The 25070-nt window shown below is 62.5% G+C and carries 28 protein-coding genes and 1 tRNA gene; 21 read left to right on the forward strand and 8 right to left on the reverse strand.

The window, feature by feature from the left end; translation table 11 throughout:
- Nucleotides 1-143: 143 nt before the first annotated feature.
- Nucleotides 144-1871, reverse strand: a complete 1728-nt coding sequence (locus HNQ36_RS18160; protein ID WP_184087279.1) for a cation:proton antiporter — start codon at nt 1869-1871, stop codon at nt 144-146.
- Nucleotides 1872-1909: 38 nt separating this feature from the next.
- Nucleotides 1910-2035 (reverse strand): hypothetical protein, encoded by a 126-nt coding sequence (locus tag HNQ36_RS26480; protein ID WP_283814042.1) that lies wholly within the window; start codon nt 2033-2035, stop codon nt 1910-1912.
- Nucleotides 2036-2219: 184 nt separating this feature from the next.
- Between HNQ36_RS26480 and HNQ36_RS18165 the strand changes: the two genes are divergently transcribed.
- Nucleotides 2220-2660, forward strand: coding sequence for a DUF2147 domain-containing protein (locus tag HNQ36_RS18165; protein WP_184087281.1), 441 nt, complete (start codon nt 2220-2222; stop codon nt 2658-2660).
- Nucleotides 2661-2733: 73 nt separating this feature from the next.
- Here HNQ36_RS18165 and HNQ36_RS18170 read toward each other — a convergent pair.
- Nucleotides 2734-2810 (reverse strand) — tRNA-Pro (locus HNQ36_RS18170).
- A 98-nt stretch (nt 2811-2908) separates the two neighbouring features.
- Between HNQ36_RS18170 and HNQ36_RS18175 the strand changes: the two genes are divergently transcribed.
- From HNQ36_RS18175 to HNQ36_RS18185, 3 genes are read left to right on the forward strand one after another with little or no spacing between them, the layout of a single operon-like run.
- Nucleotides 2909-3895, forward strand: coding sequence for an L-threonylcarbamoyladenylate synthase (locus HNQ36_RS18175; protein ID WP_184087283.1), 987 nt, complete (start codon nt 2909-2911; stop codon nt 3893-3895).
- A 38-nt stretch (nt 3896-3933) separates the two neighbouring features.
- Nucleotides 3934-5361 (forward strand): FAD-binding oxidoreductase, encoded by a 1428-nt coding sequence (locus HNQ36_RS18180; protein ID WP_184087285.1) that lies wholly within the window; start codon nt 3934-3936, stop codon nt 5359-5361.
- The gene (locus HNQ36_RS18185) at nt 5358-5816 is read left to right on the forward strand and encodes a GNAT family acetyltransferase (protein WP_184087287.1); all 459 of its coding nucleotides are present in this window, start codon (nt 5358-5360) and stop codon (nt 5814-5816) included. Before HNQ36_RS18180 ends, HNQ36_RS18185 begins: the two co-directional genes overlap by 4 nt.
- Before the next feature lie 32 nt (nt 5817-5848).
- Here the strand turns inward: HNQ36_RS18185 and HNQ36_RS18190 are convergent, their stop codons facing one another.
- Nucleotides 5849-6622, reverse strand: a complete 774-nt coding sequence (locus HNQ36_RS18190; RefSeq protein WP_184087289.1) for an SOS response-associated peptidase — start codon at nt 6620-6622, stop codon at nt 5849-5851.
- A 96-nt stretch (nt 6623-6718) separates the two neighbouring features.
- Here HNQ36_RS18190 and HNQ36_RS18195 point away from each other — a divergent pair, with 96 nt between their 5' ends.
- The 9 genes from HNQ36_RS18195 (at nt 6719) to HNQ36_RS18235 (ending at nt 11943) form a co-directional block, all read left to right on the forward strand.
- Nucleotides 6719-7213, forward strand: coding sequence for a hypothetical protein (locus tag HNQ36_RS18195; RefSeq protein ID WP_246395430.1), 495 nt, complete (start codon nt 6719-6721; stop codon nt 7211-7213).
- Between the two features lie 2 nt (nt 7214-7215).
- Nucleotides 7216-7644, forward strand: coding sequence for an NUDIX domain-containing protein (locus tag HNQ36_RS18200; RefSeq protein WP_184087291.1), 429 nt, complete (start codon nt 7216-7218; stop codon nt 7642-7644).
- 51 nt (nt 7645-7695) lie between these two features.
- Nucleotides 7696-8073 carry a TIGR02301 family protein gene (locus tag HNQ36_RS18205; RefSeq protein WP_184087293.1) on the forward strand — a complete coding sequence of 126 codons (378 nt, stop codon included), beginning with the start codon at nt 7696-7698 and terminating at the stop codon, nt 8071-8073.
- A 181-nt stretch (nt 8074-8254) separates the two neighbouring features.
- A complete protein-coding gene (locus HNQ36_RS18210; RefSeq protein WP_184087295.1) occupies nt 8255-8518 on the forward strand; it encodes a hypothetical protein in 264 nt (87 codons plus the stop codon).
- Nucleotides 8519-9467: 949 nt separating this feature from the next.
- On the forward strand, nt 9468-9737 hold the full coding sequence (locus HNQ36_RS18215) for a hypothetical protein (protein WP_184087297.1): 270 nt from the start codon (nt 9468-9470) through the stop codon (nt 9735-9737).
- Entirely contained in the window at nt 9730-10026 is a 297-nt protein-coding gene (locus tag HNQ36_RS18220) for a hypothetical protein (RefSeq protein ID WP_184087299.1), read from the forward strand. The genes HNQ36_RS18215 and HNQ36_RS18220 overlap by 8 nt, the downstream gene beginning before the upstream one ends.
- A gap of 85 nt (nt 10027-10111) precedes the next feature.
- Nucleotides 10112-10315, forward strand: coding sequence for a hypothetical protein (locus HNQ36_RS18225; RefSeq protein ID WP_184087301.1), 204 nt, complete (start codon nt 10112-10114; stop codon nt 10313-10315).
- Nucleotides 10316-10342: 27 nt separating this feature from the next.
- Entirely contained in the window at nt 10343-11071 is a 729-nt protein-coding gene (locus HNQ36_RS18230) for a sensor histidine kinase (protein WP_184087303.1), read from the forward strand.
- A 68-nt stretch (nt 11072-11139) separates the two neighbouring features.
- Nucleotides 11140-11943: a transglutaminase domain-containing protein gene (locus HNQ36_RS18235; protein WP_184087782.1), complete on the forward strand. Its 804-nt coding sequence runs from the start codon at nt 11140-11142 to the stop codon at nt 11941-11943.
- An 85-nt stretch (nt 11944-12028) separates the two neighbouring features.
- Here the strand turns inward: HNQ36_RS18235 and HNQ36_RS18240 are convergent, their stop codons facing one another.
- Nucleotides 12029-13363, reverse strand: coding sequence for a dihydroorotase (locus tag HNQ36_RS18240; protein ID WP_184087305.1), 1335 nt, complete (start codon nt 13361-13363; stop codon nt 12029-12031).
- A 159-nt stretch (nt 13364-13522) separates the two neighbouring features.
- On the opposite strand from HNQ36_RS18240, the gene ygfZ reads away from it, so the two are divergent.
- Nucleotides 13523-14404 carry a CAF17-like 4Fe-4S cluster assembly/insertion protein YgfZ gene (gene ygfZ, locus HNQ36_RS18245; protein ID WP_184087307.1) on the forward strand — a complete coding sequence of 294 codons (882 nt, stop codon included), beginning with the start codon at nt 13523-13525 and terminating at the stop codon, nt 14402-14404.
- Complete coding sequence (locus HNQ36_RS18250; protein WP_184087309.1) at nt 14401-15015, forward strand: DNA-3-methyladenine glycosylase I; 615 nt, start codon at nt 14401-14403, stop codon at nt 15013-15015. Before ygfZ ends, HNQ36_RS18250 begins: the two co-directional genes overlap by 4 nt.
- 4 nt (nt 15016-15019) lie before the next feature.
- Here HNQ36_RS18250 and HNQ36_RS18255 read toward each other — a convergent pair whose 3' ends face one another.
- Nucleotides 15020-15256: a hypothetical protein gene (locus tag HNQ36_RS18255; protein ID WP_184087311.1), complete on the reverse strand. Its 237-nt coding sequence runs from the start codon at nt 15254-15256 to the stop codon at nt 15020-15022.
- Nucleotides 15257-15395: 139 nt separating this feature from the next.
- Between HNQ36_RS18255 and HNQ36_RS18260 the strand changes: the two genes are divergently transcribed.
- The 5 genes from HNQ36_RS18260 to HNQ36_RS18280 all read left to right on the forward strand — a co-directional run bounded on the left by HNQ36_RS18260 (nt 15396) and on the right by HNQ36_RS18280 (nt 21835).
- Nucleotides 15396-16022, forward strand: coding sequence for a YfbR-like 5'-deoxynucleotidase (locus HNQ36_RS18260; RefSeq protein ID WP_184087313.1), 627 nt, complete (start codon nt 15396-15398; stop codon nt 16020-16022).
- 33 nt (nt 16023-16055) lie between these two features.
- On the forward strand, nt 16056-17258 hold the full coding sequence (locus HNQ36_RS18265) for an OmpA family protein (RefSeq protein WP_184087314.1): 1203 nt from the start codon (nt 16056-16058) through the stop codon (nt 17256-17258).
- 124 nt (nt 17259-17382) lie between these two features.
- Entirely contained in the window at nt 17383-17889 is a 507-nt protein-coding gene (locus HNQ36_RS18270) for a tyrosine phosphatase family protein (RefSeq protein ID WP_184087784.1), read from the forward strand.
- A gap of 191 nt (nt 17890-18080) precedes the next feature.
- Complete coding sequence (locus HNQ36_RS18275) at nt 18081-19076, forward strand: NUDIX hydrolase (protein ID WP_184087316.1); 996 nt, start codon at nt 18081-18083, stop codon at nt 19074-19076.
- Between the two features lie 86 nt (nt 19077-19162).
- On the forward strand, nt 19163-21835 hold the full coding sequence (locus HNQ36_RS18280) for a DUF2339 domain-containing protein (RefSeq protein WP_184087318.1): 2673 nt from the start codon (nt 19163-19165) through the stop codon (nt 21833-21835).
- 111 nt (nt 21836-21946) lie between these two features.
- On the opposite strand, the gene HNQ36_RS18285 is transcribed toward HNQ36_RS18280, so the two are convergent.
- Entirely contained in the window at nt 21947-22486 is a 540-nt protein-coding gene (locus HNQ36_RS18285) for a hypothetical protein (RefSeq protein ID WP_184087320.1), read from the reverse strand.
- A 137-nt stretch (nt 22487-22623) separates the two neighbouring features.
- Nucleotides 22624-23610 carry an acrylyl-CoA reductase (NADPH) gene (gene acuI / locus HNQ36_RS18290; protein WP_184087322.1) on the reverse strand — a complete coding sequence of 329 codons (987 nt, stop codon included), beginning with the start codon at nt 23608-23610 and terminating at the stop codon, nt 22624-22626.
- A 346-nt stretch (nt 23611-23956) separates the two neighbouring features.
- Here acuI and nadA point away from each other — a divergent pair, with 346 nt between their 5' ends.
- Nucleotides 23957-25066 (forward strand): quinolinate synthase NadA, encoded by a 1110-nt coding sequence (nadA, locus tag HNQ36_RS18295; RefSeq protein WP_184087324.1) that lies wholly within the window; start codon nt 23957-23959, stop codon nt 25064-25066.
- Nucleotides 25067-25070: the final 4 nt, after the last annotated feature.

Consider the following 25070-nt stretch of genomic DNA (forward strand, 5'->3'; position numbering starts at 1 on the left):
ATCCGCCGGCGTCTGACTGCATGAATTGAGAGATATGCCCCTGCCAAATCAGAGCAAGGGTCTGAAGCGCGTGCAAGAAGCCAGATTTCGCAGTTTTAAACGGGAAGCTTTCGCATGGCGAAACACGCACCGACAGCCCGGTCTCAGGGCAGGACTTCCCGGCGTTCGGCCAAAAGGCTGTCCATCTCGGCGCGCTTCTCTTGCAGCAGGCCCTGGTCCGCAGCGTCGATGACCTTGTAAAGTTCCTCCGCGTCCGTGATGCGGGTCACCGTCACATAATCCGCGCCGGCGGCGTAAATATCCGCCACATCGACCAGCAAATCCGCCGTCGATATGATTTTCGCGTCCGGATTCATCGAACGGACATGGCGGACCAGCTTTTCGTTGTTGGCGCCCTTCAGCAGCGAATCCGGCACGCTGAGAATGATGATCTCGGCGTTGCCGACACCGGCATGCAGCAAGGTGTCGATATTGCTGATGTCGCCATAGATGACGTGAATGCCGCGCGCGGTCAGTGTGCGAAACACATTCGGATTGAAGTCGACCACGCTGATCTGATCGAGCAGGGATTTGTTCTGCCGTTCGATCTCGCTGACCAGCGCGCTCGCCGCACGAAAAAAGCCGAGAATGACGATGCGTCTGGCTGCGCCGTGGCCTCCCTCGTGATCCTCATCGGCAGCTTGTGTCTGGTCGAGATCGCGAAACCCTATTCGCTTCATCGCTCCGATGGCCCATCGGGTAATCGGGTCGCTGCGCATGATCACAAAGGTCGACAGAACTGCGAGGATCACGAACGCGAATGACGCCGCGTTGGATGTCTCCTGCGTGATGTGCCCGGCGAGGATGCCGGTCTGAATCACGACCAGCGAGAATTCGCTGATCTGCGAGAGGTTCAACGCCGGCAACAGGCTGGCGCGAAGCCCCTGCTTCATGAAGTAGAGCGGCAGGAACGTCGTCACCGCCCGGCTGATCACCGTAAACGCCGCGATAACGAGAGCCAACCCGATCGTCGACGAACTCGGGATCGGGATCGTCATGCCGAGGGCCACGAAAAACAGCGTAATGAAGAAGTCCCGCAGCGTGGTGACTTTAGCCGTGACGTCGAGCGCGTAAGGGAATGTCGAGAGTGACACGCCCGCCACGAGCGACCCCATCTCCCGCGACAGATGAAGTCGCTCGGCGATTTCACCGATCAGGAAGCACCAGGCCAGCGCCCCGAGCATGACGAGTTCCGGGCTCCGCGCGATCTGGTGAAATATCCTGGGCAGCACAAAGCGGCTGAGGATCATCGCCGTCGCAACCAGCAGGCCGACCCGGCCGATCGACATCAGGACGATGCTGATCTGGAGGTCACCGAGGCTCGGCTGAACCGCAAGGAACAAGATCGCGAAGATGTCCTGAATAACCAGAACGCCGAGCGTGATGCGCCCCGGCAGCGTATCGAGCTCACGCTTTTCGTAGAGAACCTTGACGATGATGACCGTGCTCGAGAGAGCGCAGGCAACCGTCAGATACAGCGCATCGAACTTGCCGCCCCCCAGCGACAGACCGATGGCAAGGAAGAACGCGAGACCGAGCACGCAGGCGCCGATCAATTGCCCGCCGGCGGCGAACAGGATCACGCGGCCCGCCCGGATGATCTTTTTCAGATCGATCTCCAGCCCGATCATGAACAGCATGAAGATCAGGCCAAGCTCGGAAATCGTGCGGATCGATTCCTCGGACTTCACCCAGCCCATGCCGAACGGGCCGATGATGAAGCCACCGACCAGATAGGCGAGGATCAGAGGTTGCCGGAAAAAATGCGCGGCTAGGCCAAGCACCCAGGCAAACAGGATCGAAAAGGTAATATCGCGAATAAGTTCGTGCATGCCCCTCGGCCGGCTCGGCAGCGTCAAAAATGCCTGAATCAAGCCTGTGTATAAGGACCAAAGACCGCCATGAAAGCAATATCCATGGCGCATTTTACGCGATCCGGGTTCTCGGCTGCGAGCAGTTTGCCGCAGCTTTCACCTCTGGCCTTGAATTTGAACATGTTGGCGGCCGAGAGTGCAGAGGGTGCCGCATGATTGTGCGACAAGTCAGCGCGGAACGCTGCCCGATGGTGACCGCGAAGTGACAATCATTAAAAACACGCTCACCCGAATCGCTCCGTGGGTTGAATAACGACTCCGCCTGTATAGGTTTCGCGCGGGGACTGGAGCACGACAAGGTTGGTCATGAATTCAAAATTGAATCTCATTTTGGTGCTGGTGTTTTTGAGCGGTTTGAGCGCCGCCAATGCCGACGAAGGATCCCCTCTTGGCCTTTGGCTCACGGAGAAGGGCGACGCCCGAATCCAGGTCACCCAGTGCGGGCGCGCGCTCTGTGGCAAGGTCGCCTGGCTGCGCGAGGCGATCGACCCGGCAACCGGCAGACCGCAGACCGACGACAAGAATCCAGATCCCACGCTGGCGTCGCGTCCCATGATCGGCGTGCAGCTTTTTCTCGGCATGGTCCCGAGCGGTCCCGGCACCTGGGCGGGCCACATCTACAATGGCGATGACGGCAAGGTGTACGACAGCAAGGTTTTGCTGACGGGGCCAAGAACTCTGCGCATCGAAGGATGCGTCGGCGCGATTTGCGGCGGTGAAAACTGGACCCGGGTCAGCGGCCGCTGAGGCGAGTCCCGTCACAACCGGCAGCGGATCCTGGCGGCGCGAAAGGGAAAATAGCTGGATTTTCGGGGAGTTATGGTCGGAGTGGCAGGATTTGAACCTGCGACCCCTGCGTCCCGAACGCAGTGCTCTACCGGGCTGAGCCACACTCCGACATGGGCGCCGGTATAGCGTCGGCTCTCGCAGACCGCAAGAAGCTGTATAAGGGGGCAAACCCCTCCAGAAACGCCACCCATGGCGCGGCTCATGCGATGAAACTCGGTCTGAATACGGCAATGATCCCGGCGGACGGATCAGCGGGCACCGCCGCGCGCTGCCTCGAGGGCGGCGGACTTGTCGCGTTCCCGACCGAGACGGTCTACGGCCTCGGCGCCGACGCCACCAACGCCCGCGCGGTCGCCCGGCTTTACGAGGCGAAGGGCCGGCCATCCTTCAATCCCCTGATCGCCCATGTCAGCGATTTGACCGCCGCACGGCAGATCGCCCGTTTCGACGACAAAAGCCTCCGACTCGCGGAAGCATTCTGGCCGGGGCCACTGACGCTGGTCTTGCCTAAGGCCTCCGGCTGCCCGGTTTCGGATCTTGCCACCGCCGGACTTGAGACCATCGCCGTGCGCATTCCGGCCCATCCGGCAGCACGCGACATTCTGCGTGCCTTCGGAAAACCGGTGGTTGCGCCATCGGCGAACATCTCCGGGCACGTCTCGCCCACGACGGCGGCGCACGTCTTAGGCGATCTCGCCGGGCGCATCGATCTGATCGTGGACGGCGGACCGGTGTCGGTCGGTGTCGAATCCACCATCGTCGGCTGTTTTGAAACGCCCCTGCTGCTGCGTCCCGGCGGGCTTCCCCGCGAGGACATCGAGCGGGTGTTGGGCGAGAAGCTCGCGCGAATGCCGGAAGAAGCCGGCACGACGGACGCGCAACCGCTCTCGCCGGGCATGCTGGCCTCGCATTATGCGCCGCGCACGCCGGTTCGGCTCAATGCACAGCAACTGGAGCCCGGCGAAGCGCTGCTGGCGTTCGGGCCGCACATCATCCCCGGCTCCGAGCGGGCCAGCGTCATGAATTTGTCGGAAGCCGGCGATCTGGTGGAAGCGGCTGCGAATCTTTTCAGCTATCTTCGCGAACTCGACGCGGGCGGTTCTCGCGCCATCGCGGTAATGCCGGTTCCGCATGACGGCCTCGGCGAAGCCATCAACGATCGGTTGCAACGCGCCGCCGTTCCGCGAAGCTGATCGCGTCAGGATTCTCGGCAAGAAGCAAAGAAAAGAACATGAATATCGTGCAGCCACCGCCGTCCGTTCTCTCGCCTGAGTTGCTGGCCCGCTTCGCGGCGATTGTTGGCGATAAATACGCGGTGACCGATCCGCACGAAGCTGCCCCCTACCTCACCGAGGAACGCGGCCTGTTTCAGGGCCACTCGCCGCTCGTGCTCCGGCCCGGCTCGACGGCAGAGGTTGCGGCAATCTGCAAGCTCGCGACCGAGACGAAAACCGCATTGGTGCCGCAGGGCGGCAACACCGGGCTGGTCGGCGGACAAACGCCGCACAACGGCGAAGTCGTGGTCTCGACGCGACGGCTCGACAAGATTCGCGCAGTCGACACTCAATCCAACGCCATGACCGTCGAGGCCGGCGTGATTCTCGCCAACGCGCAGCAGCGCGCCACGGATGCAGACCGGCTGTTTCCGCTGTCGCTGGGCGCGGAAGGCAGTTGCACCATCGGCGGCAATCTCTCAACCAACGCCGGCGGCATCGCCGCGCTGGCCTACGGCGTGGCGCGCGATCTCGTACTTGGGCTTGAAGTCGTACTCGCAGACGGGCGCATCATGCACGGCCTGTCCAGCCTGAAGAAGGACAACACCGGCTACGATCTGCGCGATCTCTTCATCGGCGCGGAAGGCACGCTCGGCTTCATCACTGCGGCGACGCTGAAGATGTTCCCGAAGCCGCACTCGGTCGAAACCGCATTCGCCGCCATCGTCTCCCCCGCCGATGCGCTCACGCTGCTGGACATCTCCCGCAACATCGCGGCGGGAAGCCTGACCAGTTTCGAATTGATCCCGCAGATCGCCATCGATTTCGTGGTCAAGCACGGCCCGTCCATTCGCGCGCCATTGGCCGGACAGCATCCATGGTATGTGCTGATGGAAATCTCCTCGCCGCGCGACGACGCCCGCGACACCATCGAAGCGATCCTGACCAAGGGCATGGAAGACGGCATCGTCAACGATGCTGTAATTGCCACCAATCTCGATCAGCGCGCGGCATTCTGGAAGCTGCGCGAGGTGATTTCCCCGGCACAGAAGCCTGAGGGCGGATCGATCAAGCACGACGTTTCCGTGCCGGTCGCCGCTGTTCCTGATTTTCTGCGCGAGGCTGATGCGGCGGTGCTGAAACTGATCCCCGGCGCGCGTCCGTTCGCGTTCGGTCACCTCGGCGACGGCAACATCCACTACAACGTCAGCCAGCCAATCGGCGCAGACACAGCAGCGTATCTGGCACGGTGGCACGACATGAACGACGCGGTGCACGCCGTCGTTGCAAAGCTCGGCGGATCGATTTCCGCCGAGCACGGCATCGGCGTGCTGAAGCGCGATGAGCTTCCGCACGTGAAGGACCCGGTCGCGCTCGACATCATGCGGTCGATCAAGAACCTGCTCGATCCGCACAACATCATGAATCCGGGCAAGGTGCTGTGACCGATACACCGGCTTCCAAAACCAATCTGGCGGTCGCGGCGGCGGAAGACGCCGACATTCCTTCCATTGTCGCGTTATGGGAGCGTTGCGAACTGACACGCCCGTGGAATGATCCGTCCGCCGATATTGCGCGTGCGCGGCAAGGCCCGGCGTCGGCAGTACTGGTCGGCCGCGACGGAAACACCATTGTCGCAACCGTCATGGTCGGACACGATGGTCATCGCGGCTGGGTCTACTACGTCGCCGTGAATCCCGATCAGCACAAAAAGGGATACGGACGCGCGATTATGGCGGCAGCCGAAGACTGGTTGCGCGAACGCAGCATCGAGAAGCTCCAATTGCTCGTGCGCGCCGACAACACCCGCGTGCAGGCGTTTTACGAGACGCTCGATTACGATCAGCAGGAACGCGTCATCTACGCAAAGTGGCTCGATGGCCGCCCGATGACGCCGTGAGATTGCAGCATCGCGCCTAGAACGAGCCTCTCCTAAAACAAAGAGCCCTGCCCGTTGTCCTCGGGCGCAGAGACCTTGGTCTTTCTTTGCGACTCCTTGGGTTGCTTGCGGCTCGCAGCCTCGGCGATGGCGATGTCCTCTTCGCTGCACGGCAAAATGAGATCCGAACTGTCGTTGGCCACGCGATTGACCGCCGTCGAAACCTCGTGCCAGACGAACGTCCCCCTCGGCGGTGCGACCAGCATGCTCATCGCATCTTCCGCCTCGGTCATGCTGCCGTCGAGCCAGCGATCGAAGTCCGGCGGATCGATCGTCACCGGAACGCGGTCATGCAGCGCGGCCATTTCCGGGCTCGCCGCTGCGGTGACAATGGCGACGGTATCGACCTCCTCGCCGTTCGGCCCCACCCATGTTTCGGCAACACCGGCAAAGGCGACCGGCTCGCCGTCGCGGCGGCGAATGAAAAACGGACGCTTGCGCGCGGGCGTCGCCTGCCACTCGTAATATCCGTCCGCCGGAAGTAGACACCGCCGCCGTCTGATGGCGTTGCGGAACGAGGGTTTTTCCAGAACGGTTTCGGCACGCGCATTGATGACGAGCGCGAACGTGCGGGGGTCCTTCACCCATGACGGCAGGAAACCCCAGCGCATCAACTGAAAATGACGCATGCCATTTTCGAGCATGACCACCGGCACCGGCTGGGTCGGAGCAACGTTATACCGCGGCGGATAATTGGGCTGCTCGGAATAGCCGAACAGACGCCGAAGCGCTTCAGGACTAGATGCAATTACGTATCGCCCGCACATAAAAAGACTCGAAATACGTCATCTGCGGTGGAAAATGACACATAAGTAAAACTTGTTCAGCCACCTTTAACTTCAGATGCTCAAACATCCACCACGATGTCGAATTCAGCCCTGCAAGAAATGCCCCCCACCGACGATGCGGCCGCACGCGCCCAGCGCCTGCTTGAGGCCAACATCAATCCCCGCACCGGGCTGGCGACCGATTACCTGAATCATTTCAACGAGGCGATCATGCTTCTCGAAATGGTCCCCGACATCCCCGAATGCATCGACGACTTCCTCGGCTGGAAGCCCATGAGCTATCGCGAGCATTTCGCGGCCTCGAATTTCAAGGCCCGGGACCTCGCCATCAGCGCCTATGATTCGAGCGACCCAGCCCTTCGTACCGAGTTCGACAACATCACCACGACGATGACCTCGATCCTGACCTCGGTGGGCGCGGCCATGCGCCAGGCCCGGCATACCGAGACCCGCACCATCCTTGCCGAGCAGGCCGCGGGCTGGGTCAAGCCGCTGGTCACGCTGGCGGGCGCCATGATCAACGGCGGCAGCAGTGATGCCGACGACGTCGACCAGATCATGAACCGCTGACCGTGGCACACCTCTCGCATACCGGCCCCCGTCTCGCCGTCAGCGCCGGCATTTTCCGCGACGGCAAGATCCTGCTGGTGCGCCGCGCCCGCGAACCGGCCAAGGGCGTCTACACCTTCCCCGGCGGCCGGGTGGAATTCGGCGAAAGCCTGACCGAGGCGCTGACCCGCGAAATCCGCGAGGAAACCGGCCTCGTGATCGAGATCGTGGGCCTCGTCGGCTACCGCGAAGCGCTGCCCGCCCGGACCGGCGGCCACGGCCATTTCGTCATCCTGCCGTTCGCCGCCCGCTGGGTCGCCAACGAGGTCGCGCTCAATGACGAACTGGACGACGCCCGCTGGCTTTCGCCCTCCACCGCGGTGGACGGCCTGCGGGTCACCCAGGGTCTGGACGAGACCATCCGGACCGCCGCCGCCATGATGGGCCTGTAATAGAGGCCTTTGCCTTGCTTCCGGCCCGTTGAACGGGCATATGCGGCCTTCATGTTGAAGCGGATTTTCGCGATTTTCCTCTTAATGGCAGTGGCTGGTCCGGTTCCGGGCCGGGCGCAGGACGCGGCTGCGCCGTTCGACGGCGACCTGCAGAGGCTCGCTGAAATCCTCGGCACGCTGCATTACCTGCGCGGAATCTGCGGCACCAATGAAGGCCAGAAGTGGCGCGCCGAGATGCAGGCGCTGGTCGATGCCGAGACGCCCTCCGGCGAGCGTCGCAACCGCATGATCGCGAGCTTCAACCGTGGCTATAACGGGTTCCAGCAGACCTACCGCTCCTGCACCCCGGCCGCGAACGTCGCGATTCGCCGCTATCTCGAAGAAGGCTCGAAAATCTCGCGAGACCTGACCGCGCGTTACGCCAACTGACATTTTCCGGTGGATGACGTTTTGGCGCTGGCGCGAAAATGCAGGAAATAACGGGATAACTTGCGTTCGCGCCGTTAACCTTTCCTAAAGAACCGGCTCGCGGGCCGCGCCCTGCATGCTATTCCTTGTGCAGTTTCAACCGTGCAGTCCGCCGGACGCGTTCCACAGGCAAGTTGATTTCATGTCGCATTCCTACCCTTGGACGGCTCACGGCCTTTCGCCCGATCAGGATCAGAAGCGGGCTGCGCTGAATTATCTCAACGAAGCATGGGCGGAAGCGCGTCACGACGGCGTCGACGGCGATTGCCTGGCGCAAGCGAGCCTGTTCGCCGCGTTTGCCGAACTCGTCAGCACCTATGGCGAAGACGCGGTGGCCAAGTTCGTCGAGGGCCTCGCCGGCCGCATCCGCAGCGGCGAATTCTCGGTGGTGGAATTCCGGCAGTAAATCATGAGCCGTCATCCTGAGGTGCGAGCCGCGTTAGCGGCAAGCCTCGAAGGATGCGCGGCATGTGTTGGTGTCATCCTTCGAGGCTCGCAAGCGCTCGCACCTCAGGATGACGCATCGCGTGTGTTGAGACGGCACGCGTGATCCCTCCCCGGTCGTCCCGGCGAAGGCCGGGACCCATACTCCCTGAGCTATCGATGTTGTCGCGAGTGCGGGACAATTCTTTTCGTCGTCATCATAATGTTTAGTGGTTATGGGTCCCCGCCTGCGCGGGGGCGACATCGTAAGTGTGGCTTGGTTGCGCTTTGCATCTCGTCCTCGATTCAATTTTCAAACAGCCACGCGCATTCGCCCTCGCGCATCGCGCGAGGTGAGCTTTCGTCTTGCCCCTTGAAAAGATGAGGGGCATGGAGCGCCGCGAGGCGCACCTTGGTATCGTTTCGCTTCCGGCACCGCTTGCGAGGCGATGATGTGTCCGAAAGCGCATCGCCTCACGGCGCTCCACTGCGGCGATTTTGGGCGAAGGGACCGTACTTCCGGGTGAGGATGGACGCTTTCACGTCCTGATCCGGCCGGCTTTCGCCGCCTTCATCCTCGCCTCGTCCAGCCGCGAACGGCAGAGCCACGTAGTTGGCCCGGACGGTGACCCCAGCCTCCCGGGCGACGTGTGTGCGAGACACGCGCGCAGGCGCCGCATCCTGTTCCGCTTCAAAAGCGCCCTCGAGAAGCGCCCCTCGCGAACAGGACGCCCCGAACATAAGAGAGGTTCAGAGTGCGGGGATTGGTATCCCCATCACGAAGTGTTGCAGGAATGCGCGAGAACAGCGTCACTTCTGCCCTATTCGCGCGAATTGCCGCGATCTGCATGCAATAAACCGATGGCTATCCCCGCCACAAAGGCGCACAGTCAATTCATGCCAAACTATCGCGTTACCGCGCAGCGCCTCTCATGACCATGAGAACGCGGCGGGAGACGGTCATCTTCAAACATCCGGCGCGCATCAAGGGTATTGAACGCCTGCTTCCGGCTGGCGCCTACGAAGTGGTCACCGACGAGGAAATGATCGAAGGTCTTTCCTTTCCGAGTTTCCGGCGCATCGCTACCATGATCATGGTGCCCGGCGCACCGCCGCATCATCACTCGATGGAAATGCTGGCGATCAGCTCGATCGATCTCGCGGACGCGCAGCATCACGACGCGGTGGCATCAAATGTCTGACGATCCGGTCGAGCTCGATTCCCGTCGCGGCATGGCCGCGCAAAAAGCGACAGGACTGCGGCGGATTCTCGCTGACGCCGAGGCCCACGCAGCCGTCTTGCGCGAGCGGCAACTTCAGATTGAGAGAGAGTTGCTCGACGCGCCAGTGTCGTCCTGGCCCGAAGCGGCGGCGAAGGCTCGCTATGTCCTGAATCTTTATTACGCGACGCTGGGTGCGCAGGACTCGCATCACCGCGATCTCGTCGCCTCGGTCCTCAAGGACTTTGCGCGGCTCGACAGCGAAAGCTGACTACGTTTTGCATCTCGATTGTTTTCCGCGAACGATTGATCCTGAAACTTCATCGAGACGTTCGGCGGGAACGGGAGGACTATGCATGCTTGATATGACAACGAAAGAGCTGTCGTCGCGACACGTCAAGGCAGAAGAAGCGCTTCGGCTTGGCGTCGTTTCTGGATGGTACACCACCAAGATGAGCGGCACTTTCGTCACGGGCCCTCACGATACCCATGAAGAGGCTCTTCGCAAGATCGCCGAATTGAGACCGCCAGCTCCGCCCGCTCCAAAGCGCAAGTCGTGAGGCGCGGCCGCAACATAGGGATGATCCATGAGTCCTGTGAGATATCTCGCGCCGCTGCGTGACGTCGAGAACGAAAACGACCAGCTTCGGCAACTGCTCATTCAGGCAGGTGTCGAAGCCCACGCCCATGTTGTCGCCGCAAAACTCCAGACCGTGCTGATCGGCGAGCTTCATCACCGGGTCAAGAACATGCTGGCGATTGCCTCGGCGATCGCTTCGCAAAGCCTGCGCGGCGCAACCAGCATCGAGGCGGCGGAGAAAACCATCGCCAGCCGACTGGCGGCGCTCGGGATTTCCCACGATCTTCTCATTCGCGAGAGCTGGACTGGCGCCGGCTGCCGGACGCTGATCGAAAACGCCATCCTCGCGTTCCAGACCGAAGGGCTGGCGCAGTTCACGATCACCGGCGAGAACATCGCCGTGTCGTCGGGACCCGCCGTCGGATTGTCGATGGTGATCCATGAACTCAGCACCAACGCGCTGAAATACGGCGCGCTGTCGGTGCCCGGAGGCCGCGTCTCGATCACATGGTCGGTCGATGTCGAGGCGGAGCGCTTCAAGCTTGAATGGCGCGAAAGCGGCGGTCCCATGGTCATTGAACCAAAAACAAAAAGTTTTGGCAGCCGCTTCATCGAGCAAGCCTTGCCCGGCCAGCTCCAAGGCGAAGCACGATTGATCTTTGAACCAACCGGCCTCGTCTGCGACGTCAATATCCCGATAAGTTCGCTGCAGGAGCCGGTGATCGCGCTCAAGTAGCGGCATCAAAGCCGCGGCAATACTGCCGAGGTCATATCCCCATACATGATTGGAAACAGGTGACCGGTATCAAGATTCGCGTCGGCTACGAAATGATCTACGATTTTCCGCAAGCCACGCCGATGATCATGGTGCTGGGTACGCACTTCACGCGCGCGTCGGATGTGATTACCCCCGATTACCTCACCACCACGCCCTCGGTTCCGGTTTTCCCCTATCGCGATATGTTCGGCAACTGGTGCAGCCGCATGGTTGCGCCGCCGGGCAGGATGCGCCTTTTCGCCGATGGTCTGGTCCGCGACAGCGGGTTGCCGGATGTCATTGTCACCTCGGCCGTCCAGCATGCGGTGGAGGATCTGCCGCCGGATACGCTGGTTTATCTGCTGGGCAGCCGGTACTGCGAAACGGATCGCCTGTCGGATATCGCGTGGAAGCTGTTCGAGAAGACGCCGCCGGGCTGGGCGCGCGTGCAGGCGATCTGCGATGTCGTTCATAACCATATCAAGTTTGGCTACGAACACGCGCGGGCGACCATGACGGCGCATGAAGTCTATCACGAAGGCAAAGGCGTCTGCCGCGACTACGCGCATCTTGCGATCGCGTTTTGCCGCTGCATGAATATTCCGGCGCGATACTGCACGGGCTATCTCAGTGACATCGGCACGCCGAAACCGTGGGTCGGGGATTTTGCCGGCTGGTTCGAGGCCTATATCGGCGGCCGCTGGCAGATGTTCGATCCACGCAACAATGTGCCGCGGATCGGCCGCGTGCTGATCGCGCAGGGCCGCGATGCATCCGATGTTCCGATCACGCAGACATTCGGGCCGAACACGCTGGTCAGCTTCAAGGTCTGGACCGATGAGGTCGACTGAGGCGGCTTGCGATCCAGGCTGATGGATTTCACTAAAGCAAAAAACCCGGCATCGCTGCCGGGGCGCTGTTTGGCAACTCGTCAGATCACGCCTTCAGCGTTTCCAGAAACCGCACCGGCTCTCCGGTCGATGGTGTCGCGACCTCGCCCTGCCACATCACGCGCTTGCCGCGCACGAAGGTGCCGACCGGCCAGCCCTTGACCTTCACGCCATCGTAAGGCGTCCAGCCCGCGCGTGAGGCGACCCATTTGTTGGTGATGGTTTCCTCGCGCTTCATGTCCACGACGGTGAAGTCGGCGTCGTATCCCGCCGCGATCCGGCCCTTGCAGGCGATGTTGAACAGCCGCGCCGGGCCGGCGCTGGTGAGATCGACAAAGCGCGCCAGCGACAGCTTTCCGGCGTTCACGTGATCGAGCATGATCGGCACCAGCGTCTGAACGCCGGTCATGCCCGACGGCGACGCGGGATAGACCTTGTCCTTCTCTTCAAGCGTATGCGGCGCATGGTCTGAGCCGAGCACGTCGATGATGCCCTGCTCGATGCCGCGCCAGATGCCGTCGCGGTGGCTGGCGTCGCGCACCGGCGGATTCATCTGCGCGCGGGTGCCGAGCCGCTCGTAAGCCTCGGGGCCTGCGAGCGTGAGGTGGTGCGGCGTCGCCTCGCACGAGGCGACGTCCTTGTGGCCGCGCAGATATTCGATTTCCTGCTTGGTCGAGATGTGCAGCACATGGATGCGCTTTCCCGTCTCGCGCGCCAGCGTCACGAGGCGCTGTGTCGCGATCAATGCCGCATCCTCGTCGCGCCAGACCGGATGCGAGCGCGGATCGCCCTCGATGCGCAGATGCTTGCGGTCGTTGAGACGGTATTCGTCCTCGGCATGAAATGCGGCGCGGCGGCGGATCACCTTGAAAATGCGGCGCAGGCTGTCGTCGTCCTCCACCAGCAGCGACCCGGTGCTTGAGCCGATGAATACCTTCACGCCCGCGCAGCCCGGCGCACGTTCGAGATCGGGCAGATGATTGACGTTCTCGCGGGTGCCGCCGATGAAGAAGGCGAAATCGCAATGCATCCGGTGATGTCCGGCCTTGACCTTGGCGGTGAAGGTTTCCTCGGTCACGGTCAGCGGATTGGTGTTCGGCATCTCAAACACGGCGGTGACGCCGCCCAGCACCGCACTGCGCGATCCGGTCTCCAGATCTTCCTTGTGCGTCAGGCCGGGTTCGCGGAAATGCACCTGCGTGTCCATCACGCCGGGCAGGATGTGCAGTCCCTTGCAGTCGATCACTTCACCGGCGCTGGCGCCCCCGAGCGACCCGATTTCCGCGATTCGCCCGCCGGAAATGCCGATATCCCGGACCCCCTCGCCGTCCTGGTTGACCACGGTGCCGGATTTCAGGATCACATCAAATGTCTGGGCCAATGCTCGAAACTCGTCTGGTGTTGGGGTGATTCTGCGCATCCAATGCAGTCTGCGCAGGGCCGCGCGGGCCTTGTTGTCCGCACCTTAGCGCCTTACGTTGCGGTGTAACAACCGACGGGCGAATTTTCCCAAAGAACTTGAGAATCCCGAGAAAACCTTATGAAAGCAGCGTTTCTGCCGGATCGCGGCGTCGTCAAAGTGAGCGGCGAAGATGCGAGGGCATTCCTCGACGGCCTCCTGACCACCAATGTGGAACTGGTGCGCCCCGGCATCGGCCGGTTCGGCGCGCTGCTGACGCCGCAGGGCAAGATCATCGTGGACTTTCTCGTCACCGAAGCGCCGGAGGCCCATGGCAGCGGCTTCGTGTTCGATTGTCCGCTGGTGCTGGCGCAGGCGCTGACCGACCGCCTCGGCTTCTACAAGCTGCGCGCGAAGGTCACCGTCGAGAACCTGTCGTCGCAGCTCGGCGTGATGGCCGCATGGGGCGGTACGCCCGCGATGACGCCCGATCTCGCGTTCGAAGACCCGCGCGATCCGCAGCTCGGCTGGCGCATCTTCATACCGGACGATCTGGTGGATGAAACGGCGGCCGCGCTCGGCGCGGAGGTGACCGAAAGCGACGCTTATGAGGCTCACCGTATCGCCTGCGGCGTGCCGCGCGGCGGCGTCGATTTCATCTACAGCGACGCCTTCCCGCACGAAACCAACATGGATCGGCTGCACGGCGTCGATTTCGACAAGGGCTGCTATGTCGGCCAGGAGGTCGTGTCGCGCATGGAGCATCGCGGCACCGCGCGGACGCGAACCATCCGCGTGCGTCTCGATGGCTCAGTGCCGGAAATCGGCCTGCCGGTGAATGCGGGCGACAAGCCGGTCGGCACCATGGGCTCGTCCGCCAACGGTGTTGGCCTCGCGCTGCTGCGCACCGACCGCGTCTCCGATGCGCTTGATGCCGGATTGGCGCTGACCGCGGGCGGCCTCCCGATCAGTCTTGTTTCGCCTGATGACGTGAAGGCCGCGCCGAAGAAAGCTTCCGCATGAAAAGCGCGCGCCTGCACGAGGATGGGCTGGTGCGCTGCCCGTGGCCGGGCGAAGACCCGCTCTACATGGCCTATCACGACACCGAATGGGGCGTGCCGGAATACGACGACCGCGCGCTGTTCGAAAAACTGATCCTCGACGGATTTCAGGCCGGGCTGTCGTGGATCACGATCCTGCGCAAGCGCGACAATTTCCGCAACGCGTTCGACGATTTCGAGCCCGCAAAGATCGCGCGCTACAGCGACAAGAAGGTGGAAGCGCTGATGAATGATGCCGGGATTGTGCGCAACCGCGCCAAGATCGTGGGCACGGTCAACAGCGCCAAGGCTTATCTGAAGATCATGGAGGAAGGCCCCGGATTCTCGACGTTCCTGTGGGACTTCGTTGACGGCAAGCCCAAGGTCAACAACTTCAAGACTACGGCCTCGGTGCCGGCCGCCACGCCGCTCTCGACAAAAATGTCCAAGGAGTTGATCGGCCGCGGCTTCAAGTTCGTAGGGCCGACCATTGTCTACGCCTTCATGCAGGCCACCGGCATGGTCAACGATCATCTCGTGACATGCCACTGCCATGAGAAGTGCGGGAAAATGAAGAAGCCAAAGCGGCGCTGACGCGCTATTTCCGCTCGACCTTGTTTGTCAGCAGATAGAGATAGGCGCAGACCGCGACCACAATCGGGAAACATCCGAGACCGAACAGCGTCGCGGAAAACTCGAAGCGGTCCCAGAACACCCAAGCAATCGTCCAGCACACGATCGCATTGACCAGCGCCAGCAGATAGATCGGCGTGAGCGCGGTCTTGAAGCTCAATAGCCGCTTGCGGCGGGGCGCATCTTGCGGGGTCGCTGCCATGCGAATGATCTCTCGGGATGGGGCCTAACTCAAACGCAATCTACACCCAAGGGTTCCGTTTCGGCGATGCCCGGCTCGCGGTTTGATGCTATGAAATCGTCCCGCACGCTTCGCACGAACAACCGATTCTTATCCCCGCATGACCGCCAAGAAAACAGCACCGCACAAGCAATCGACCCGCGCCTGGCAGCGCATGCTGTCGGGCCGCCGTCTCGATCTGCTCGACCCCTCGCCGCTCGACATCGAGGTTGAGGACATCGCCCATGGTCTCGCGCGAGTCGCCCGCTGGAACGGCCAGACCAACGGCGCGCATATCTTCTCGGTGGCGCAGCACACGCTGCTGGTCGAAGCCGTGCTGCGCCAGCAGACGCCGCGCGTCGATCACCGCGTGCGCCTGGCGGCGATGCTGCACGACGCGCCGGAATACGTCATCGGCGACATGATCTCGCCGTTCAAGGCGGTGATCGGTGGCTCCTACAAAATCGTCGAAAAGCGGCTGCTGTCGGCGATCCATATCCGGTTCGGATTGCCCGCCGTACTCTCTGCCGAGATCGAACAGCAGATCAAGGCCGCGGATATGGGCGCGGCCTATCTGGAAGCGACGCACTTGGCGGGCTTCGCACAGGCCGAAGCCCGGCGCCTGTTCGGCCGCGATCCGAAGCTGCCGGCCGCCACCGAAAAGGACTATGTGACGCCGTGGTCGGCAGGGCGGGCGGAAAAGCAGTTTCTCGCGCGATTCATGGCCTTGTTCAGCAACAATCCTTGAGGCTAGGTTCCAGCTCCGAAAATGGAGACTGGAATGAACCTGCGGATTGATAAAATTGTTTTTCTTTTAGCTGTATTGGGGTTGAGCACGACGGGCGCGGCAAAAGCCGCCGATTGCCCTCCGATCGGAAGCCTTCCGAATTACATCGGCGAACCGAAGCCGACCCTGCACAATCACAACTCATCCGATTTCAAGGTGAAGCGCGGCGAGGAAACCGAAAACGTTTCCGTGGCCGGAAAGAAGTGTTTTCAGACCTACCAACTCAAGGACGGCGCCCAGGCGATGAGCGACCTTGAAATCCAGACCAACTACCGCGAGCAGGTCAAGAAGCTAGGCGGCCAGATCCTGTTTGCTGACGAGCAGAACATGACGGCCAAAATCGTGAAGGGCGCGCAGGAAACCTGGGTCGCGGTCTACAACGAAGAGCGCCTGATCGAGGTCACGGTTGTCGACAAGGCCGCGTTCAAGCCGTCGCTGCTGCCGCCGTCGGGCGGAGATTACCGGCTTGCCGGTCGCATGCCGAAATTTGTCGCCGACCCGCCGGTGAAGCGCAATTTCGACAAGGTGGCCTTCAAGATTCAGGACGGCGACGATACGCGCGAGGTACAGGTCGCAGGCGCGAGGCATTCCGTCGCCTACCGGGCAGCCAATCCGCGGGAGGGCGCGAGCCCTCTTGAAGTCCAGGAAAACTACAAGGCCACATTTCTCGCGGCGGGCGGGCAGGTCATGTTTTCCGAACCCAACCTCATTGTCGCGCGCCTTGAGGACAAGGGACAGTCGATCTGGCTCAGTGTCTACGCCGAGGAAAGCCTGATCGAACTCACCGCGATTGAGGAAAAGCCGTTCCAGTCCAGCGTGCAGCCGCCCACGGCCAGCGCGCTGAAGACCGCGCTCGACAAGGATGGCCGCGTCTCCCTCTACATCAATTTCGATTTCAACAAGGCAACGCTCAAGCCCGACGCCACACCCATCATCGAGCAGGTCGTCAAGCTGCTGAAGGACAATCCCGCGCTCAAGCTCGAGATCGGCGGTCACACCGACAATATCGGGGCCCGCGACTACAACGTGAAACTGTCGGGCAGCCGCGCCGGCAGCGTTGTCTCCGCCCTTGCGGCGCAAGGGATCGATGCCAAGCGGCTGAACGCCGCAGGCTATGGCCCCGACAAGCCGGCAACCACGAACGACACCGATGAAGGGCGCGCCAAGAACCGGCGCGTCGAACTGGTCAAATCCTGACGGCGTCCCTGTGTCCTGGCGGTTGCCGGGACACATTGCCCTCCCGTTCCGGAGGCGACCGCTCATCCGGTGATGGCGGAGCCGCAAGCCCGGGCCTATAATGGCGGTCAACACAAGGATCGCCATGATTCACGTCTGCTCGCTCGCCGCCCTGCCCGCCACCGTCGAAGCCACCGGCGCGCAACACATCCTCACCGTGATGGCCAATGTCGCGCAGGTGGTGCGTCCGGTGTCGGTGCTGGAAGCCAATCACCTGCGCATCCAGATGGACGACATCAACGAGCCCGCGCTGGGTTTTGTCGCGCCGTCGCATGAGCATGTCGAACAGGCGCTGGCCTTCATCCGCAAGTGGGATCGCACAGCACCCATGGTCATTCACTGTTACGCCGGAATCAGCCGCTCCACCGCCAGCGCATTCATGGCGGCCTGCGCGCTCAATCCAAATCGCGACGAGACATCCATCGCCCGGCAGATCCGCGCCGCGTCGCCGAGCGCGTATCCCAACCGCCTGATCGTCACGCTGGCGGACGAGGTGCTGGGACGCGGCGGGCGCATGGTTCGCGCGCTCGATGCGATGGGTCCGGGCAACATGACCATCGAGGGCCGCCCGTTCCGGGTCGACCTCGAATGAGAGAGCGATTTCCACGCCGTCGTCCTCGGACATGCAGCCAGTAAGACGGAGCTGTTGTTTTTTGGCACGTCATGGCCGGATTTATTCCGGCCATCCACGCCTTGTGGGCCCGCACCGCAGCGTGAAAGACGTGGATGGCCGGGACAAGCCCGGCCATGACGGAAAGAATGTCTGCTATTCAGGTCGTTGCCATGACCGATAAAATTCTCACCCCAATCGAAATCGGGCTGACGGCCGCCATCGTGTCGATCGACGGCAACGAACCGTCGATCCTGACCGCATCAGGCAACGACGGCGAAGCGCTGGAAGGCCTGCCGTTCGGCCCGTTCGACGCGGTGGCGCATCGCACGCTGGAAATCGGCCTGCGGTCTTGGGTGGAAGAACAGACCGGCCTGCGGCTCGGCTATGTCGAACAGCTTTACACATTCGGCGATCGCGGCCGCCACGCCCAGCGCGGCGACACCGACGCCCATGTCGCCTCGGTCGGCTATCTCGCGCTGACGCGCGCGGCGGACAACACCTCGAAGCCGCAGGTGGCGGGCGCGACCTTCAAGCCGTGGTACCGCTACTTTCCGTGGGAAGACTGGCGCGATGCACGCCCCGCAATCATCGAGAAAGAAATCATTCCCGCGCTGGAGACCTGGGCGGCGCAGGAAAAGCCGGATACCGAGCGCGCGCTGGCGCGCGGCGACCGCGTGCGGCTTTGTTTCGGCACCCGTGATTTTCGTAGCGATGGCGCTCAGTGGGACGAAGAGCGCGTGCTCGACCGTTACGAATTACTTTATGAGGCCGGGCTGATCGAGGAATCGCGCCGCGACGAGCGCCCCGCGGCACTGGCGCGCAAGGCGATGCCTGCGCTCGGCGCACCGATGCGCTTCGACCATCGCAGGATTCTGGCCACCGCCATCGCGCGGCTGCGCGCCAAGCTGAAATATCGTCCGGTGGTGTTTGAACTTCTGCCGCCGGAGTTCACACTAACTGACTTGCAGCGGACCGTTGAGGCGATCTCGGGGCGTCATTTGCACAAGCAGAATTTCCGGCGGCTGGTGGAGGCCGGCGCGCTGGTCGAACCCACCGGCGAGATGTCGACCCAGACCGGCGGACGTCCGGCGGCGCTGTTTCGCTTTCGGCGCGAGGTGTTGCAGGAGCGGCCCGCACCGGGATTACGGGTGCGTGGCCGTCGCTAGATTAAGGCCTCTCACAAGGCCGCTTTGAATTTTTCGCACGATCCAGATCGCCCGCGCTGCGGGGACGGATCGCGCAAGGAGGAACGATGGAATTTATTGCGCTTGCTCTTGCCGTCATCGCGATTGGGATTGCCCGCAAGGCCATCATGGAGTCGAAAGAGGTCAACGCGAGGCTGGCGCAGCTTGAAGCATCGCTTCCGGGAAGCATCCTACGGGCACCCTTGCCAACCGGCGCGCCCATTGCGCCGCCCATCGTGCCAGAAACAACCGCGTCCGATACAGCCGAAAGAGCACCGTCAACGCCGCCACCGCTGCCTCCCGCTGGCGCGCGCTATCGCGAGAAGGTGGACGGCGATATTCCCGAAGCACCGGCTGAACCTGCACAGGCTGGACCCGGCCTCGAAGAACGTCTCGGCACCCGCTGGGTGGTCTGGGTCGGCGGACTGACGCTGGCGCTCGGCGGCGTGTTTCTCGTCAAGTACTCCATCGAAGCCGGCCTGCTCGGCCCCGAGGTGCGCGTCTTGCTGGGCGGCGTGTTCGCGCTGGCGCTGCTCGCTGTCGGCGAATTCGCGCGCCGCAAGGAGAGCCTGTTATCTTTCGAGCAGTTGCCGAAGGCCAACATTCCCGCGATCCTCACCGCCGCCGGAACGGCGGTGGCGTTCGCAACCGTCTACGCGTCCTACGCGCTCTACGGTTTTCTGTCGCCGCCCATCGCATTCGTCCTGCTCGGCGCGGTCGCGCTTGGCACGCTTGCGGCTGCACTTTTGCACGGCCGCGCGCTTGCAGGGCTCGGCGTGGTCGGTGCGTTCGTGACACCTGTGCTGGTGTCGTCCGACGAGCCGGACTACTGGGCGCTCTATATCTACATCGCCATCGTGACCGCAGCCGCGTTCGGCCTGGCGCGCATCCGGTTGTGGCGCTGGCTGGCCGTCACCACGATCGTGTTCGGCGCGTTCTGGATGCTGATCGACATTGCCCGCCCCCATACGTTCGGCCCTCAAGCATTCGATATCATCGCAAGCTTCGCACTCGCCGCGTTGCTGGTGGTCGCCGGATTCATGTTCGGACCGCCCGCCGATCAGGGCCGCGTTGAGCCGGTGTCGTCGATTTCGCTGGGCGTGTTCCTGTTCGGTGCCACGGTGCTGGTGCTGACCAACAATCACGCTGACCCGGCGATGATCGTGTTCGCGCTGCTGGTCGCTGCCACGTTCGCCATTGCCTGGCGCGCGGAAAGCGCGACCGCCGCGATCGGTGCTGCCGCCGTGCTGGTGTTCGCGGTGTTCGCGGAATGGGCGATCCGCGCCAATCCCGAGCTCACCGTGATGCCCGGCGGTCCCCTGCCCGGCATCGGCACACGCGCCGACGATGGATCGATCAGCATGCATCTGATCACGGCGGCGGGTTTCGGCGTGGCGTTCGGCGCGGCGGGTTTCCTCGCGCAGGGCCGCTCGATCAGCGCGATCATTCCGGTGATCTGGGCGGCGGCCGGTGTGTTCACACCGCTGGCGTTGCTGGTCGCGCTCTACGCACGCATCGCGCATCTGGATCGCTCGATTCCGTTCGCGATCATCGCCATCGCAGTCGCGGGTGCATTCGCTGCGGCAACCGAACTCTTGACCAAGCGCGAGGTGCGTCCCGGCCAGATGATTTCAACAGCGCTGTTCGCCACCGGCACGCTCGCCGCGCTGGCGCTGGCGTTTACGTTCGCGCTTGAAAAAGGCTGGCTCACCATCGCGCTCGCCCTGATGTCGCTCGGCACAGCATGGATTTCCATGAAGCGGCCGATCCCGTTCCTGCGTTCGCTGGCCGCCATTCTCGCTGGCATCGTGGTGCTGCGGGTTGGCTACGAGCCGCGCATCGCGGGCAACGATCTCGGCACCACGCCAATTTTCAACTGGCTGCTGCTCGGCTACGGCATTCCCGCAGCCTCGTTCTGGCTCGGCAGCATCTTCCTGCGCCGGCGCGGCGACGATGCGCCGCTGCGCAGTGTCGAGGCCGCCGCGATCCTGTTCACGGTGCTGCTCGCCTTCACCCAGATCCGCCACTACATCAACAACGGCGATATCTATCGCACGTCGTCGAGCCTGATCGAGGTCGGCCTGCAGGTCTGCGTCGCGCTGGCAATGGCGATCGGGCTTGAGCGGCTTCGCATCCGGACAGGCAGCGTCATTCACAACATCGGGGCGCTGCTGCTGACATGGTTCGCGGGCCTTGCGATCCTGTTCGGGCTGTTCTTCATCGCGAACCCGCTGATCTGGCGGATCGAGATCGCGGGAACGTTCTTCAATCCGCTGATCCTTGGCTACGCGATCCCGGCTGTGCTCGCGCTACTGCTGTCCTACGCCGTGGCGGGACGCCGCGCCGCGGCCTATGCCAACACCATCGCGGCCGGCGCGCTTATCCTCGCGCTGGCCTACATCACGCTGCAAATCCGTCACCTCTATCACGGGCCGTATCTGAACAGCTTCCGCACCTTCGACGCCGAGCAGTACACCTACTCGGTGGCGTGGCTGGTGTTCGGCGTGATCCTGCTGGGGATTGGCCTGCTGCTGCCGTCGCAGCGCGCGCGGCTTGCGTCGGCGGTGATGATCGCCATCACCATTCTCAAAGTGTTCCTGATCGACATGTCGAATCTGACCGGGGCCTACCGGGCGTTCTCGTTCATCGGTCTGGGTCTGGTGCTGGTCGCGATCGGATGGCTGTATCAGCGCATCCTGTTCAGGCAGACGACAACGCCGCCGGCTCAGCCGACGGCGTGATTCACCTAAGCGGAAGTGCAATCATTATCTCCGCTCATTCCCGCGCAAGCGGGAATCCAGCACCTTTCAAAGCCTGGGTCCCCGCCTTCGCGGGGACGAGCGGAATTTGATTTACTCGCTGGCGGAGCGGCGCAGCTCAAGCGCCGGCTCGCTGCGAACCGAAGCCGGGCGCACTTCCGCGCGCGGAGTCGCGTCAGCCGATTGAGTCCCCGGCGCGTGCAGCGAGCGCGGACGCGAGATCGAACGCGCGAGGAACACGCGCGCATTGCCGTGCTTGCGGAAATCGCAATAGGCGAAGCCCATGCCTGACACCGAACCGCGGAAGCTGACATTGTCGGTCTTGTTCAGGTTGAAGCAGGGCTCGAAGGGAATGCCCTTGATCGAAGCGCAGATCTGCTGGCCGCGGACCTGAAGCGTATTGGACGGCAGTCGCATATGGCGTGTCGCGCCGGCGCCGCTGAACTGCACCGCGCCAGCCGCAGCACCATCGGGCGTGATCTTGCCGACGCCCTTGGTGCCGTCGAAGCACGTGAAGGCGAACATCTTGTTGGCGACGAATTTGCGGGCTTCGTCCGCGTTCAGGGTTTCAGCAAACACAGGCGCTGAAACCGAACAGGCCAGCGCGGCTCCAAGAACGATGCGGACGAGCATGAGCTACTCCAACTGACTAACTGCGGATCAGAAGAACCGGCCGGGCAAAGCGCCCGGCGGTTTACGCCTTAACCCGGTGATTACCATACCAACCATGGCAACATTGGAGCACCATGGTTTGCAAAGTCTGAACGTCCTCAGGAAATTTTCACCACCGTCCGGCCGCGAAGCTGTCCGGCGAGAATTTTCGGAGCTGCGCCGATAACCTCGTCGAGGCCGATTTCCGTAGTCATTTCAGCAAGTTTTGCGTGGTCCACATCCTTCGCGATGCGCGCCCAGGCGGCCTTGCGCGGCTCGATCGGGCACATCACGGAATCGATGCCCAAAAGGCACACTCCGCGCAAAATGAAAGGCGCGACCGACGACGGCAGGTCCATACCGCCGGCAAGACCGCAGGCGGCAATCGCGCCGCCGTACTTCGTCATCGACAGCAGGTTGGCCAGCGTGGTCGATCCGACGCTGTCGATGCCACCGGCCCAGCGCTCCTTGGCGAGCGCCTTTGGCGGTCCCGACAATTCGTTGCGGTCGATCACCTCAGTTGCGCCGAGACCGCGCAGATAATCCGCCTCGGCTGCACGTCCGGTCGATGCGATGACATGGAAACCGAGCTTTGAGAGGATCGCGACCGCCACCGAACCGACACCGCCGGCAGCGCCAGTGACAACCACCGGGCCATGCTTCGGCGTGAGGCCATACTTCTCCAGCGCCATCACCGACAGCATCGCGGTGAAACCCGCCGTGCCGATCGCCATCGCCTGACGCGCGGTCATGCCCTCGGGCAAACGCACCAGCCAGTCGCCTTTGACGCGTGCCTTCTGCGCATACGCACCGAGATGGGTCTCGCTCAAACCCCAGCCGGTGGAGACCACCTTGTCGCCCGCCTTCCAGCCCGAGTGTGACGATTCCAGAACCGTGCCTGCAAAATCGACACCGGCAATCATCGGGAAACGGCGCACCACCGGCGACTTGCCGGTGACGGCGAGGCCGTCCTTGTAATTTACCGTGGACCACTCGACCGCGACGGTGACGTCGCCTTCCATCAGTTCCGCTTCGTCGAACTGCGTCAGCGCCGCCGTGGTGCCTTTGTCTGCCTTGTCGATTCTGATTGCCTTGAAGGTTGCCAAACCCGATCTCCGTTTTTTCTTGTGCGAATGAATCCGGCCCCCTGATTGGCGGCTCCGGCCCGGTTTGCCAAGCCCTTAGCCGCAGGTTCGCATCGCTTGAGGGCAGATGCATTTCCGCCATGCGGAAAATTCCGAGTACCCCTCTGGCGAGGCCGGAACCAACCTGCTATATTTGTTTTGCTCGTTATGAGAATAAGTAACGATCTCGCGAGTCAGGGAACGCGGACACGCTAAATCCGTCGTCCCTGTGAGGAAACCGAGTTTGGAGCGCCGGCCCAAAAGGCCGGATTTCTCAAAACCCTAATATGCTCAAATTGAGTATATTAGGCGACTTCAGGAGGCTGCGATGCCGATCACCGGAATTTACGGTCCCGACGATTTCGGGAATCCGACCCACCGCGCGCAGAGCGTTGCCCGCGCCCGCATCACCGATGCGGAACGTGCGCACGCCTTGCCGATGCCGTCGCTGGAATGGACGCCCGAGGTCGAGCGCGCCACCGCGCATCTCTATGCCAAGGTAAAGAACGTCATTCCCGAAATCGAATGGCCGTTCATGGCGCCTTACGTCAAGGCGATCAACGATCTCAAGCAGCAGCGCAACGCGGTGATCCTGGCGCACAACTACCAGACGCCGGAGATTTTCCATTGCGTCGCCGATATCGGCGGCGACTCGCTGCAGCTCGCCCGCGAGGCGACGAAAGTGAAAGAGAAAGTCATCGTCCAGTGCGGCGTGCACTTCATGGCCGAGACCTCGAAGATCCTCAATCCCGAGAAGACCGTGCTGATCCCGGATTCGCGCGCCGGCTGCTCGCTGGCGTCGTCGATCACCGGCGCGGACGTGCGCCTGCTGCGCGAGCGTTTCCCCGGTGTGCCGGTGGTGGCTTACGTCAACACGTCGGCCGATGTGAAGGCGGAGGTCGATATCTGCTGCACCTCGTCGAACGCCGTGCAGGTGGTGGAAAGCCTCAACGCCGAGACCGTGATTTTCCTCCCCGACCAGTATCTGGCGAAATACGTCGCCTCGAAAACCACCGTGAAGATCATCGCATGGAAAGGCGCGTGCGAGGTGCACGAGCGCTTCACCGGCGACGAGCTGCGCACCTATCGCGAGGCCGACCCATCAGTGCAGATCATCGCACACCCGGAGTGCCCGCCCGACGTCCTCGCGGAGGCGGACTTCACCGGCTCGACCGCGCACATGATCGACTGGGTCCGGAAGCACCAGCCGAAGCGCATCGTCATGGTCACCGAATGCTCGATGGCGGACAACGTCCAGGCCGAACTGCCGAATGTCGAGTTCGTCAAGCCGTGCAACCTGTGCCCGCACATGAAGCGCATCACGCTGCCGAAGATTCTCGACAGCCTGATCTACATGCGTGAGGAAGTGACCATCGACCCGATGATCATCGACAAGGCCCGGCGTTCGGTGGAACGCATGATCAACCTGAAGAATTGAGCGC

Origin of the sequence: Afipia massiliensis (assembly GCF_014203115.1) — a bacterium.
Taxonomy (GTDB): Bacteria; Pseudomonadota; Alphaproteobacteria; order Rhizobiales; family Xanthobacteraceae; genus Afipia; species Afipia massiliensis.